Origin of the sequence: Pseudoalteromonas sp. NEC-BIFX-2020_015 (assembly GCF_012952265.1) — a bacterium.
GTDB lineage: Bacteria > Pseudomonadota > Gammaproteobacteria > Enterobacterales > Alteromonadaceae > Pseudoalteromonas > Pseudoalteromonas neustonica.
In genome coordinates, this window is sequence record NZ_JABCJL010000012.1 from 93,212 (window position 1) to 108,097 (window position 14,886).

The following is a 14,886-nucleotide window of genomic DNA, read 5'->3' on the forward strand; positions in this document are numbered from 1 at the left end:
TTTATAATTATGGCTAATTAAACTAACGGGAAAAGGTAACAGGAACAAGCAAAAGATTTTTTGCTTTATTGAATAAAATTAAGCTACCGTTAAAGATAAAATCCGGTTAACAAATTTGTATCTTTTTATGTTTATTATATTAACTCTGAGTAGGTTTAATTGATTTTTGATGGATTAAAGCACTTAATTGCTTTGATTTTTGAAATAAAAAGAAATGTTTTTTGTTACAAAAAATATATAAGACATGAGAGGAAAATAACGTGAAATAGCTTCACGTTATTTGATTTTTATTGAGATAATTAAAGCGTTTCAACCCACATTACACCAACTTCTTTTTTTACTACTTTAACATGCGTACCAGCGGATAGTGGTTGGTGACTTTTTAGCTTCCAGCTGATCCCAGAGTATGAATGTGTACTAAGACCCTGCTCATCAACATGGCTATTGAGTATAAAATCGAGCTCAGCAAAATCACTTTTAACTTCTTTAGTGTCTACATTGTCTTGCATACGCTTAAGAGGTTTCCACAGTAAAGCAGCCAGTGCCGCTGTTACAAGGGTATTACTCCACAATGCAGTCGTTAATGAATTATCCAATATTGAAAAATTCATCATCAAACCGGTTGCAAACAACGACATGCCTAAAAATAATAATATAAAAGTCGACATTCCTAATACAGCAACCTCAATAATGAGAGCTGCAATGCCTAAAATCATCAGCACTTCAGGTAAATTATTAGTAATGAGATCCATGATTATCCCCTTGGTCGTTTAACTTTTTTGTTTAGTATTTAACGTATTAATAATCGACATTGCTTGTGCCACCATTGAGCTGGCATCAGTCCCGTTATCTGGTAATAAAACAACTGACGATTCTTTAGCAATAGCTTGTTTAGCGGCAATTGCTTTTGACGCAAGATCTAATTGAATCGCTTTTTGCCCTTGTTCAGTATCAGCAGCTTCACCGACTTTACGTAATGCATCAGCTTGTGCTTCCGCAACGGCAATAATCGCTTTAGCTTCACCTTCAGCGCGCAGTATTTGTTCTGCTTTTTCAGCTTCGGCAGCTAATACTTGGGCTTGCTTTTTACCTTCGGCAACATTGATGTTAGCTTGGCGATCACCTTCTGACTCTAAAATCTGTGCACGTTTAACACGTTCAGCCTTCATTTGCGCTTCCATCGCTTCCATTACAGATTGCGGTGGCACAATGTCTTTAATCTCGTAACGTAATACTTGAATACCCCACGGCTCAGCCGCTTGGTTTATTGCGCTTACGATATTGGTATTGAGTACATCACGTTCTTCAAAGGTTTTATCAAGTTCCATTTTACCAAGCTCTGAACGCATGGTTGTTTGCGAAAGTTGAGTAACAGCAAATACATAATCGTCAACACCGTAAGTGGCGCGGTATGGGTCAAGTACCCTAAAGTATAAAACACCATCAACAATCAATGAAATGTTGTCTTTAGTGATAGCTGATTGAGAAGGCACATCTTGTGCTTGTTCTTTTAAGCTGCGATCTGCGGCAATACGATCAATAAACGGGATAATAAAGTTTAAGCCGGCTTCTTTAGTTGATTGATATTTACCAAAACGTTCGATTAACCAAGCACGGTTTTGTGGTACAAACTTAACACTGCTTTTAAGCAGCACTAATACAAAAATGAGTAAAAACGCTTCAACAGTAAAAATCATATTGAAAATTTGTGCAATAGGATCCATGTATACTCTCCTTAGATTTTTTATTAGACTAGAGCAATGATTATGCGGGTAAATATGGTGAGATACGAGCTTTAATGAAAACAAACACAACTTTTTTACAAAATGTAAAACAGCAAGCGACAGCGAAACCTGCATCAGAATTAGAACGTTTATGGCAGCGAATAGATAAGCACACCAAGCGTAACGCAAACTTTGAGATTAAAAAAAGTACGCTATTCAATCAGTTTAAAGAGCAAGTGGAGCCTCACGAGCACCACCAAGCCCGTATGATGGCAGAGCAAATTATTCATCTGAGTAAATTTATTCAGCGTAAAAGCCTGACGATTGAGCAGCGCAATGAGCTTGTAGATTGGATAAACGAAGATTTAGGTTATTTATCAGGGCATCCATTTATTGGTGAATTAGAAATTGAAAAAGTAACGCAAATTTTTCAATCGCATTTAAGCAAGCACAATCACGATACAGTTAATGCAATTGATTCATCCCAGTTGAACCTTTTACGAACTATGCTCCAGCAAGATTTCCCCGGTTTAGAGTTAACAGATGAAGACTTGAGAGAAGTTGCCGTTGATCCCCAAAAACTTTATCAGCATCTTGATGAACAAGGCTTTGGTGAAGATGAAGAAAGTGATGACGATGCATTTAATCCAGGCAATGCACATGCAGAACAAGATGAAGACTGGGATGATTTTTTTGATCAATTCGAACGATTTGACCGCGATGAAATTAAACAACAAAAGACGGATGCAAAATTAGAAAAGCTATTTAAAAGCTCGCAACTTAATAAAATGTATAAACGTTTAGCAGCAAAACTTCACCCGGATAAAGAGCCTGATCCAACCAAAAAGGCTGAAAAACACGAGCTTATGCAGCAACTAGGGCAGGCCCGTAAAGCAAAAGATGGCTTTACCTTATTGCAGTTATACATAACTCATTTTGATGACGACGTAGACTTCGATGAAGAAACTAAAGCTAACTTAATTCCGCTACTGCAAAATAAAATAGTTGAGTTAAATAAACTGCACCGCCAGCAAAAAGAAGGCAATGATCCGCATTCACTCGTATGGCGTAAATTTAATGGTCGTAGTAAAGCGCAAATTAAACATAATTTTACTAATCATATCGCTGCTTTAAATAATGAGTGTGAAGAAATATCCGAGCGTTTAGGATACTGCACCACAGTAAAATTACTCAAAGAAGAACTCGATGAACGAATTAATAATAAACGCCATATGCCTATGTCTTTTGACGATGCGCTAGAAAGCATGTTTAATTTTTGATTTAAAACAAACCATTCGGCAGAAAAGGAATTCTGCTTGTAATCAATAATTTTTCTGATAAGTTGAATTAACAACAATAAAAACAGTGCAGGGAATGCATGACACCACAATTCGATTATATTTGCCAACGCCGTTTTCACTTTATAGAACTAATCGTTCATTGGGAAGGGCGGTTAACAACCAACCACCTGCAAAAGCACTTTGCTATTAGCCGCTCAAGTGCCTCTAATATTATTCAAGATTATTTAAGGTTTTACCCCGATTTTTTACACTACAACAATTCGCTTAAAGGCTATGAAGCGACTAAAAATTTTAATCCGCACAGGCAGCTTAGAAATAAAAGTTAGCAACATCAACGTTCAACGGTCTGTTCACTGCCGCACAGGCAGCTTAGAAAATGAAGGTTTTTTTAATGAAATCTTTGATGACGTTCACTGCCGCACAGGCAGCTTAGAAAAATACAGGTGATACTGCTGATAATACTTCTAAGTTCACTGCCGCACAGGCAGCTTAGAAATTTTTTACGATAGAAAGCACCGTTAAAAAAATGTTCACTGCCGCACAGGCAGCTTAGAAAGTTTACATAATCTTCTACAAAATTAAATACTGGTTCACTGCCGCACAGGCAGCTTAGAAAAGTAAATCATCGCCGTGGCCGTGGTAGCCTTTGTTCACTGCCGCACAGGCAGCTTAGAAAGTCAGGGCTTTGCTACTGCTGGCGTTATCAATGTTCACTGCCGCACAGGCAGCTTAGGTGACGATGGACCGAAACGATTTACCGAATAAACAGTGCAGCCTGAGGAAGTGAGGTCATGGATGACCGATGTAACCAAGCTCCATGGATGGATTATAAATCGTTAGCTTAGTGTGATTATTCGGGGTTTATCGCACTAAAGCAGGACAATTTTAAAGCGCGAGGTAAACTCCCGCCTACGGGCAAACCATCACGGCTGAAGCCTGTTCCTACGATGGGGGGGGAAATTGCTGGTAGGAGCGAGCTTTAGCCGCGATTGTTACTTTTGGTCTTTATTTTCGCGCTAAAGCACGACCTACGATACGGGTAACTTAGGTGATGAGTGACCGATGTAACCAAGCTCCATGGATGGATTATAAATCGTTAGCTTAGTGTGATTATTCGGGGTTTATCGCGCTAAAGCACGACAATTTTAAAGCGCGAGGTAAACTCCCGCCTACGGGCAAACCATCACGGCTGAAGCCTGTTCCTACGATGGGGGGGAAATTGCTGGTAGGAGCGAGCTTTAGCCGTGATTGTTACTTTTGGTCTTTATTTTCGCGCTAAAGCACGACCTACGGTACTGGTATTTAGGCGATGAGTGACCGATGTAACCAAGCCCTTGGATGGATATAAATCGTTAGCTTAGTGTGATTATTCGGGGTTTATCGCGCTAAAGCACGACAATTTTAAAGCGCGAGGTAAACTCCCGCCTACGGGCAAACCATCACGGCTGAAGTCTGTTCCTACGATGGGGGGGAAATTGCTGGTAGGAGCGAGCTTTAGCCGCGATTGTTACTTTTGGTCTTTATTTTCGCGCTAAAGCACGACCCGCAATATACATGGTTTAGGTTGTGAATTCATATCATTGTTGATGATTTAATTTTGATTCAACCTATCTGCTGAACTTGGTTTCGGCCTGCATTTTTGGCGTTGTAGAGTGCTTTGTCTGCGGCGCCAATCATGGTTTCTGGCGTTGTTTCTTTACTTACAAAGCAGGTATGACAACCAATACTTAAAGTGAGTTGTGGTGAAATGTCAGAGTATAAGTGCGGGATATTCAACTCATGTATTCTTTGCTGTAATAAGTCGGCAAACTGTAGGCAGTGCTCTGTATCAATACTCGGGAGAATAATGGCGAATTCTTCACCGCCATAACGGGTTGCTAAATCACCTTGGCGTTTACATTGTGCTTGCAGTGCTTGGGCTACTTGCCTTAATACGTCGTCACCTTTTTGGTGGCCGTTATTATCGTTGTATAACTTAAAGTAATCTATATCGCAGATGATTAAACTGACGGGCTGCAAGGTGCGTGTTGCTCTTTGTATTTCATTCGTTAAAGTTTGATCAAAACAGCGTCGGTTGGCTATGCCGGTCAGGCTATCGATGTTTGCTTGAAGTTTAAGTTCTTGGTTTGCAATTAACAGCTGATGTTGGGTTTGTTCTAAACGTTGTTTATAAACAACATTTTTAAGTGCATTTGCAATTATTTCGCCTACTAACTTTATGCGTATTAAATCAGTATTAGTCCAATTATGTGCTTTGCTAACGCAATCACAGCCTATAAAGCCAAAGAGTGTATTGTCTGACCGTAGGCCAATGCATAAAACCGATTTAATGCCTTCAGATTCAAACTCTTCTCTTTCTGCGGCCGCCTGAACGGGTAACAGGCTTACGTTAGGCACGTTAAATACGTGTTTTTCGTTCATAGTTTTAAAAAAGTAAGGCAATGAGTTTTGTGGAATATTTTGTAATTCATCTTTAAAGGGATTGATGTTGCTATTAACCCATTCATGGGTATTACTCATTTCTTTGCCATCGTTACTAAATTGAAACAGGTAGCTGCGATCAGCATGACAGAATGTGCCTATGGCCTCTAAAGCACTTTCAATTTGTTGATCTAGGTTTTCAGTTTGAATATCAATTAATTGAGCTGATATTTTCGCGATGACCTCATCAAAATCGGCTTGATTATCAGGTTCATGCTGCACTTCAAAAATAAGTGCGATAAGGTTTTGTGCAATATAGCTGTAACGAACATTTATATTTTGTCCGTTTTCGAGATGGATTGGTGGCTTAACGTTTGAAGGTAAGCTGGTATCTAGTGTCTCAAAAATATGTAAATGGGATAAGGCATCATGTGCAGAGGTAACTAAAGCGGGGATCCCTAGTAGTGTTTGCGCTGATGGGTTGGCAAAAACAGAATCAGTGCGCTGATCAAATAACGCTATTGTTATGGGCAAAGCCTGGAGTGCATGCCATATGTCTTTTACTGAATCTATTGTACCTGTAGAAGCGTTGTTCACTGGTTTCCCTAACGTCTTGTTAACACTTTTAGCTTAACGTGAATTGAATGAGAATGGTACTTTTTTGTTTAAATAGATAGTTACTTAAATTGCTGCGAGATTGCTGTGGGTTAGTACTAAGTTTTTAGTGCGTTTAGTCATAGGAAGTATTACAATTGATATTGTATATCATTACTCTTTCCTGCATCTTTAAAAATGATGACATTTAGCACCATTAAGCATAGGTAAAAACCGCTTTTCATGACCGATATTACAACTCACAAAGCTTCCAGACGTCGATTACTAATAGCATTAGCTATCACATGTTCTTTTATGGTCATTCAAGTTATAGGGGCTTACTATGCTAATTCTCTCGCTGTTATGGCTGATGCAGGGCACTTATTTGTACATAATAGTTCGTTATTTATCGCGCTTATTGCCTCGAGTTTAGCTATTCATTTAGCAAAAAACTATAATGATGGATATCAAAAAGCAGAGTTAAGTGGTGGCTTGTTAAATGGGTGTCTTTATTTAGCAATTAGCATGGTTATTTTGTTTGAAGGGGGGGAGCGTTTTTTACATCATCATGAGGGCCAAGGCGCACCTGTAAATAGTTATTTGATGTCTGTAATAGCCGCAACGGGCTTTCTTTTTCATGGCGCTGCTGCGTGGGTTTTATATAAAGGACGCAAAGCAAGTATTAATGTTTATGCCGTTTTCTTACATTCGTTCTTTGATTTAATTTCGACGGTGTCTACTTTTATTGCCGGCGTATTGATTTACCTGACTGGCTGGACAGTGATTGATATACTTTCAAGCATGTTAATCGCTTTGTTTGTGATGTTTACCGGTGTAAAAGTGATTATTAGCTGTGTTAAAGGGTTATGGCTCAATAAGGCTAAATTGCCTGATGTAGGCGATATTGAAAGTGCGATAAGCAAAGTTGAGCACGTTGAAAATGTACACAATGTAACTGTCATTAGGCGCGAAAAAGAGCTTGTTGTTGGTGCGCACGTCGTCTTAAAACAACATTGTACAAAAGAAAAACACGACGAGGCATGCCGATTAAAGGTGGAGCAATTGCTTGCGCAACAATTTAATGTGGTTACCAGTGTACTGCAAATTGAAAGTAATGGTTGTACGCACTAAATTAAATGAACTTATTTGCTTGGCAAAACGGGTTTTTTCTTTTACTTTTATTAGTATGGATCTTTGATAGGTTAAGCCTTTGCCGATTTTTCAGCAACGATATTTTGCTTTTAGTTGTTCAATAGTACTGGGTTTACTAGCAGGGGCTGTTAACTTATTACCTTTTTGGTTTTTAGACAGCTCTGAATTTTTATTTGGTCAATTTTTTGTTGTTCTTACATTATTGTGCTTTGGCTTACGTTATGCCTTGCTCACATGTGTATTTAGTGCCGCATTTATATTTTATCGTTGGGGGCACTGTTGGCCATCACTTGTCTTTACTGGCGAGGTAATATGGCTTTACTTTTTTTGTTGTCGCAGCGCTAAACCTTTATTTGTTAGGGGCCTTGTATACTGGTTACTAATAGGTACACCCCTTTTAGCTGTTTTTGGCTATTTTTTTGTGAAGCTCCCTGCCTTAGAAATTGCCACAGCTTTAGTTAAATATTTTTTAAATGCTGCCATTGTTTTAAGTGTGATTGATTTACTTAGCTTCTTCTTTTTAAAAAAATCTTGGCAAACCCGCGACCTATCCCTGTACAAAATTCTTAATTATATCGTTAGCTTACTTATTATATTGGTGGTGATTTTAACAACTATCGTGCTTACGAATAACCACTATGCGCGTATTGAATATGAAGTTAAATCGCAATTAGGAGAAAAATCGAAAGATATTGCGGCCAAAATCGATTTGTATCTGAATGACTATCGTCGAGGCGTAGTGCTTACCGCAAAAGCAATTGAGCAAGGCATGGATGAGGAGGTTGCGCTAAACCATTTAATGGGGCTGTATCCAAACTTACGTTCTTCTATTGTGAGTGATAATAAGGCTATCGCACGTATTTTTAATCCAATGAGTTTAAAAGAAAGCTTAAAAGATGATGCGCCCTCCATTGCCGATCGTGATTACTATATAAAAGGCAAAGACTCACCTAAAGGGTATATTTCAAATATATTTAAAAGTAGGGGATTAGGCAATGTGCCTATTGTTGGTGTGTCTGCTCCTATTTACAAAAATAGCGAGTTTCAAGGTATTGTTGAAGGCTCACTTGTTTTTGATTTTTTCTTTCGCTTTAGACCCATAATATTTGAAAACGACGGTGAGTTGATTGTTTTAGATGCGAGTAAACAAGTTGTATTTAGCACATTAGGGGATCACTATCCGGTATTGACCCAATTAAGCTCAATACAACTAGATGCTTTACGTGGCGACGAACGTGGTGTGATGGTAACAGAACTTGATGGAGAGCAGTATTATGTGCAATCTTATCTATCGGAGCAGCAAGGCTGGTATGTTGCAACATTATTGAAGCGAAAATATGCAAATTTAGTTGCAGCAAGCGCATGGATGCAGTCTTTATTTTTAGCATTAGTTGTGATTGCTTTGATCAGCATTTTTATAACTCAATTGAGCCGTTGGTTAGTCAGGCCAATAAAGCAGTTATCAGCCCAAATAGATGAGTTTGAGCCCACGGCAACGGCAACAACCATCGATAATTCTTATAATTCATGGCTTGAAGTGTTTAGTTTGCAGCGTCAATTTGCAACACTTGAATTTAATTTGACGTCAAATTTTAGAGATTTAGAGCAAGTAAATAATGAAAATGAAGCACTAAATCAGCGTTTAAAAAACTTTAATGTGAGCTTGGAATTTCAAGTAAACGAAAAAACAGATGAGTTGATTAAAGCGGTTGCGCTGGCGAATAAAGCAAGTCAGGCTAAATCGCAATTTTTAGCAAATATGAGCCATGAAATACGCACACCACTTAATGGTATTATTGGCCTAACAGATATATTACTTAAAAATAAAGCAATAAACCAAGAAGGTAGTGAGCACCTTCAAATGATTCAACAAAGCGCAAACAATCTTTTACTGATCCTAAATGATATTTTAGATTTTTCTAAAATTGAAGCTGGCGCACTGAAACTCGATACAAGATCAGTCGATTTACATCAATTGTTAAATCAACTGACATTAGTATTTACCAATACAGGACTGCAAAAAGGCGTTGCTTTTACATTAGAGATTGCTGCCAATGTACCTCAAGTTATGGATCTCGATCCTCTGAGGTTAAGTCAAATTGTGAACAACGTGCTTAATAATGCAGGTAAATTTACTAAAAGCGGTAAAATTGAAATGTCAGTTTCATATTTTGACGGCACGTTATCGTTGTCAATTAGTGATACGGGAATTGGTATTTCGGCAAAGCAACAAAGTCAGCTATTTAAAGAGTTTACGCAGGCCGATATATCAACCACACGGCAATATGGTGGCACAGGGCTGGGGCTGGCTATTTGTAAGCGAATCGTAGAATTAATGGGCGGCAATTTAAAACTAAAAAGCAAAGAAGGTGAGGGAAGTTGCTTTACAATCGCTGTGCCGGTGAAAGTCGCGCAATTATCTGAGCCAGTTAATAATGAACAACCTGTGCCTGATTTATCTGATTTTAATGTACTGCTTGTTGAAGATAATCCAATTAATCAGATGGTTATTTCAAAAATGGTTGGAGACACTGGGTGCTCATTACATATAGCGAGCGATGGCGAAAAAGCACTTGTGTGTTTAGAGACCATGAAAGCTGACATTATTTTAATGGACTGTCAGATGCCTAATATGGACGGTTTTCAGTGTACGCGTGCGATACGAACTCACCCTGAAAAGTATGCTGATGTAATTATTATTGCTATTACAGCAAATGCGTTTGAAGATGATCAAAAACGGTGTTTACAGGTAGGCATGAATGATTTTATTGCTAAGCCAGTTGATAGAATATTGCTTTATAAGTGTTTAAATAAATGGGTCGGAAAGCTAAAATCATGATCATTTTCGGTAATTTACTAACCGCGATTAGACGTTATTAATACTAGGGCGTGTTGACCTTTCGTGATTGATTTTGCAGCAGTCTATTTGGTATTTAGGCAAGGCAGCGCCTATGTCGTGTGGTTGTTCCCCATAAATAGGCGATAACGCAGGAGCAGTTATCGAGCCCGCTAGGTTACAAACCTCGCGCCGCGATAAAATCGCCCCTAGATTGAACGAATTTCAATCCACAAAGGTCAACACGCTCTAGTTGTAAACCTTAAGTTTGAGGCTATTTTATTTCAGAAGCATTCGCTTCTTTTTTAAATGCTTTGTAGTTTATCAATCACGTTATTAATGTAGTCATCACTTAATAGCTTATCAGCGGTAATTGGCCGTGCAAAATAATACCCTTGTAAATCATAACAACCAATGCGGTTTAAAAAGCGTATTTGTTCGATTGTCTCAACGCCTTCAGCAATACAATAAAGGTTAAGGTTTTCAGCAAGTGTATGAATGGTCTTTAATATTGATTCATTACCACTGTCTTGACCGATTTTACGAACAAAACTTTGATCGATTTTTATCACGTCGATTGGAAATTGATTTAAGTAGGTCAAAGACGAATAACCAGTACCAAAATCATCGAGTAATAGTTTAAATCCTGCATTTCTGAGTGTTTGTAGCTGCTTTGCTGCTTTATTTTTATCATCAAGTAGCGTGTTTTCAGTAATTTCTAAACGCAGTTGTACAGGTTTTATATGGTGTTGAGTGAGAATGAACAATAAGCGCTCTGTTAAGTTGGATTTTAGTATATGTACTGGCGATAAATTCAGAGATAAATAAAAACGTGGGTTAGCACGTAACAAAGGCGCTAACTCTTTAAGTGCACGGGAAAGTGCTTGTTCGGTCAGTACATCAATTAGGCCTGTTTCTTCTGCAATAGGGATAAATTTTGCAGGGGAGATAAACTGGCCTTCATGTTGCCAGCGCATCAGTAGCTCCACACCTTTGATTTTTTTACTTTTTACATTCACGATTGGCTGATAGTTATTGAAAAGTAGATCATCTTTAAATGCATCCTTTAATGCATTTTCTAACAAGAGTTTTTGTGTAATTTGGTCATTCATTTGCTCAGTAAAAAACTTAAACCCATTACGCCCAGATTGTTTAGCATGCATCATTGCGATGTCAGCATGTCGGATCAATTGATCTGCGGTTTTTGCATCAAAGGGATAAAGAGCAACACCGATACTTGCTGATATGTTAATGGCAAAATCATCAATAACAACCCTTTTAGCGAGCTCGATAGTAAGTGCTTTGACTTGTGCGCTAAGTGCCTGAGGTGAGTTGAGGTTATTTACTAAGAGCAAAAATTCATCACCACTTTGACGGCCTAAAACTCCATAGCTATCTAACATCGCATTGACTCTTTGCGTAATATCGCATAGTAGCTGATCGCCTACCGCGTGACCAAATGAGTCATTTACAGGTTTAAACTTGTCTAAATCTATAAATAACAATGCTGATAAAGTTTGACGCTTATCGGCATCTTTTATTGCCCGATTGATTTTTTGATACATCAGTGTGCGGTTAGGGAGCTTAGTTAATGGATCGTAATTAGCTAAGTACCTAAGTTCGTTTTCTGCTCTTTTTTGCTCAGTTAGATCAGATATAACCACGACATAATAACTGACGAAGTCACTGTCTTTAGCAACAGCAGTAATACTAATGTGAATTGGGTGCGATGGGTTTGTTCTGGTTTTTATGTATGCATCACCACGCCAGTTTTGTCGGGGTTTTAGTGAATTTAGTATCTTAATGTAATCGGCGTATTGTTGTTTGCCTAACGCAGCTAAAAACCCTTTTAAATTTAAAGTGGCGGGGCTTGAGTCAACAGAAAAAGCATCTGCAAAACTGTTATTAACAGAAAAGGGGAGTAATTGATGATCTAAGATTAACAACCAATCATTTATTTGACTAAACGCTTCACCTAAAACCGCTGCTTGCTGCGCTGTTGCACGACTTTCTGTGATATTTGTATATATACCCGATACACGAATTGGTTTTTTATTTTCATCGGTTTCAATGACTTCCCCAATATCTTGATACCACAGCCAGTGGCCTAATGCGTGCTTTAAACGGTATGTCGCTTGCCATTGTTGCTGATTTTTTTGTTCTAGGAATGCAGCCCAATCCAAGCTTAACTGGCGCTTGTCATCAGGGTGAATTAACGCAGTAAATTGTTCAAAACTGTGTGTATGGGGCAGGGTTTCATACCCTAGCTCGTGCTTTACTCGGTGCTGAGTGGCGCTGCGCGTTAAAAAGTTTACTTCCCACACGCCACTTTTACTGCTAGATAACGCAAGCTCAGTTTGCTGTTGCGAGTCGAGTATTTTATCGTGAGCTAGTTTTATCGTTTGTTGCCGTGATCTATATTGCCAAAAAATAATAAATAATATAAAGAGTCCAATAATAAAATAAAGGCTGATTGCAAGAGGAGAGCGCCACGGTGCGTATGCAATACTAAAATCCAGAGTTCGGGTTTTACCCATTCCAGAACCATGTATATGGTATGCGGCAATGGATAATTGATAATCGCCAGGAGGGAGCTTAGTAAAAAAAACATTATTATTTTTTATTTTTTCATAACTAAAAGGGCTTGGGCCTTGTAAAGACACTTTATAGTGTGTTTTATCTATATGCTGAAAATTAAAATTCGAAAAACTGACTTCTAAACCCATATCTTCGGAGTTTAACTGAAGAGGTTGTTCACTATATTTTAATGGGTGGTAGTCGAGTGGACGAGAAAATAATGATATATCAGTAATTTCGGTTGTAATATTTTGTTGGTCACTTGGTACAGATAAAAAATCTTGCGGGGCTAAAGTTAACAACCCTAACGTTGTGCCAAATGCCAGTCTCCCGTCACTTAACTGAGTATGTGAATCAACATTGAATTCATTAACGGTTAAACCATCACTAACAGTGTAAGTATCAATTTGCATTGAACTTAAATTGAGTCGGTACAAGCCATTTTGACTACTTACCCATAAAAAACCAAAAGGATCTATCTGTAAAGCGAAGATCGATTTTGTTTTTAGACCGCTGGCGAGATTGACTCTGTATTTTTCTTCATAGGTATTAGCATCTAAGCCTATTAAGCCTTCTTGAGAAGAAGCAAGCCAAAGGATATTGTTATAGTCCAGTACCCAATCATCAATCGTAATATAGGAAAGCGGATTATAATTTTTAACTTCGTAGAGTAAAGTTAACCTTTCACGCTTTTCATTATAACGATAAAGTGCACCAGAGACGCTTATAAGATGATCATCAGGATAGGTATTAAGAGGTTTTAAAAATCTATGCACGTTAATAGGATCAAGTTGCTCCTTGAGGCCCCTAATGGGGCGTGTGTTACCTGTTTTACCATCGTAAATATAAAAATCTTTTTCGCTAAAAAATGCAAATGTATCTGTTTGAATTTGGTAGTAACCATATGTTGGTCCTTCGGTCAAAATATTCTGGGTGATCCCTTGCATTGGAGTTGGAAGCAGTTGTTCTGTTTGTTTATCAAACAAAGCTAGGCCATTATAAAGCAATAGCCATAAAAATCTGTTTGGTTCGTTTAGCTCGGCAGGAGCAATACCATATACGCTATATTGTCCATAAAATGCTTTTGTATCTGCTGTTGCTAGGTAAGTTTTGGTAATACCCGCTTTTTCATTAATGCGTGTTAAACCGTTATTAGTACCTAGCCAAAGTGCATTAGTGTCATCTTGAAAAACAGATAATACGACATTACTATGTAATTTATCTCGACTTGTAATTTCGATGTTATTAAAACGACGAGCAAACGTTGACCACGTAAAAACACCTTGTGAGCGAGATGCAAGCCACATTAATCCTGTTTTATCTACCATGACATCTAAAATAGTATTATCGGTCATGTTAAATTTACTTTGATCGAACCGCAGTATAAATAAGCTTTGATTAGTGTGACGGTCATATTGATATAAGCCATCTTGAGTGACAACAAACTCACCAAAGGGTGTATTTATATAATCCCAAATATTGTGATGCGGTATTAGCGTTTTTATATTTGCAAAGTCGAACTGGCTATTTTTATCGAGAGAAATGCTATAAAAGCCTTCAACAGTACCAACCATCAAACCTAATTGAGAGTCTACATGTAAGAACTTTATATTATTATTATCTTCATTTAGTTTGTCTTTGCTCAGCAGTGGGATTTTGGTGATGTGATCATCAATCAAAGATTTAGAATACAAGCCATTGCTAGTTGCTATGTAAATAAAGTTATTATGAATAGTTAATGCACGAACAAGGTGTTCAGGTTTATTTATTGAAAATGTATGTGTGAAGGTGCTGTGTTTACTATCAAACGTATAAACGTGGTCATTGATTGCGTAATAAAAAAGAGTCCCTCTTTGTTTAACCGCATTAATAGGAGAGTAACGTTTATCTTCTTCACTTAGTTTTCCTGAATAAACCTTTCTGGTGACGAGTGTTACCGGGTTAATAAGAAAAGCCCCTGAATATTCTGTTGAGACAAAAATCTCATCACTTTCGGTGGCAAATAGGAATAAAATCGATGCTTGGTCTAACCCTTGCTCACCCGTGAATGTTTTTACCTGATATCCATCGAAACGGTTGAGTCCTTGTTTTGTACCAATCCAAACAAAGCCAAGATGATCTTGTAATGTGTTGGTGACGTAACCTTGAGATAAACCCTCATCAGGGGAGAGACGTTGCAGTTGTAGCGCATAATTTTGAGCATGTGAAGTAGTGCTGTACAAAATGCAGAGTAAGGCGAATAAAATGAAAACAACAATATGCAAACGCACTTATAAGACTA

7 protein-coding genes and 1 CRISPR repeat array are annotated in these 14,886 nt (G+C 38.0%); of the genes, 3 read left to right on the plus strand and 4 right to left on the minus strand.

Annotation, left to right across the window (positions count from 1 at the left end):
* Window positions 1-299: 299 nt before the first annotated feature.
* Together HH219_RS10925 and HH219_RS10930 are read right to left on the minus strand one after the other, a co-directional pair.
* Window positions 300-752 (minus strand): NfeD family protein, encoded by a 453-nt coding sequence (locus HH219_RS10925; RefSeq protein ID WP_169327456.1) that lies wholly within the window; start codon window positions 750-752, stop codon window positions 300-302.
* Window positions 753-770: 18 nt separating this feature from the next.
* Entirely contained in the window at window positions 771-1,724 is a 954-nt protein-coding gene (locus HH219_RS10930) for a slipin family protein (protein WP_169327457.1), read from the minus strand.
* 74 nt (window positions 1,725-1,798) lie between these two features.
* Between HH219_RS10930 and HH219_RS10935 the strand changes: the two genes are divergently transcribed.
* The gene (locus tag HH219_RS10935) at window positions 1,799-3,004 is read left to right on the plus strand and encodes a hypothetical protein (RefSeq protein ID WP_169327458.1); all 1,206 of its coding nucleotides are present in this window, start codon (window positions 1,799-1,801) and stop codon (window positions 3,002-3,004) included.
* A gap of 309 nt (window positions 3,005-3,313) precedes the next feature.
* Window positions 3,314-3,761: a CRISPR direct-repeat array (repeat unit 28 nt; unit sequence GTTCACTGCCGCACAGGCAGCTTAGAAA).
* An 866-nt stretch (window positions 3,762-4,627) separates the two neighbouring features.
* Here HH219_RS10935 and HH219_RS10940 read toward each other — a convergent pair.
* Window positions 4,628-6,043, minus strand: coding sequence for a diguanylate cyclase (locus tag HH219_RS10940; RefSeq protein ID WP_349251615.1), 1,416 nt, complete (start codon window positions 6,041-6,043; stop codon window positions 4,628-4,630).
* A 240-nt stretch (window positions 6,044-6,283) separates the two neighbouring features.
* Here HH219_RS10940 and HH219_RS10945 point away from each other — a divergent pair, with 240 nt between their 5' ends.
* Both HH219_RS10945 and HH219_RS10950 read left to right on the plus strand, forming a co-directional pair.
* Window positions 6,284-7,171: a cation diffusion facilitator family transporter gene (locus HH219_RS10945; RefSeq protein ID WP_054205008.1), complete on the plus strand. Its 888-nt coding sequence runs from the start codon at window positions 6,284-6,286 to the stop codon at window positions 7,169-7,171.
* A 442-nt stretch (window positions 7,172-7,613) separates the two neighbouring features.
* Window positions 7,614-10,031, plus strand: a complete 2,418-nt coding sequence (locus tag HH219_RS10950) for an ATP-binding protein (RefSeq protein ID WP_349251616.1) — start codon at window positions 7,614-7,616, stop codon at window positions 10,029-10,031.
* Window positions 10,032-10,333: 302 nt separating this feature from the next.
* Here HH219_RS10950 and HH219_RS10955 read toward each other — a convergent pair whose 3' ends face one another.
* Window positions 10,334-14,875: an EAL domain-containing protein gene (locus HH219_RS10955; protein ID WP_169327460.1), complete on the minus strand. Its 4,542-nt coding sequence runs from the start codon at window positions 14,873-14,875 to the stop codon at window positions 10,334-10,336.
* Between the last annotated feature and the right edge of the window lie 11 nt (window positions 14,876-14,886).

Coding starts and splice junctions, on each gene's coding strand:
- HH219_RS10935 (WP_169327458.1), top strand. CDS start 1,799: ATGAAAACAAACACAACTTTTTTACAAAATGTAAAACAGCAAGCGACA.
- HH219_RS10930 (WP_169327457.1), bottom strand. CDS start 1,724: ATGGATCCTATTGCACAAATTTTCAATATGATTTTTACTGTTGAAGCG.
- HH219_RS10945 (WP_054205008.1), top strand. CDS start 6,284: ATGACCGATATTACAACTCACAAAGCTTCCAGACGTCGATTACTAATA.
- HH219_RS10925 (WP_169327456.1), bottom strand. CDS start 752: ATGGATCTCATTACTAATAATTTACCTGAAGTGCTGATGATTTTAGGC.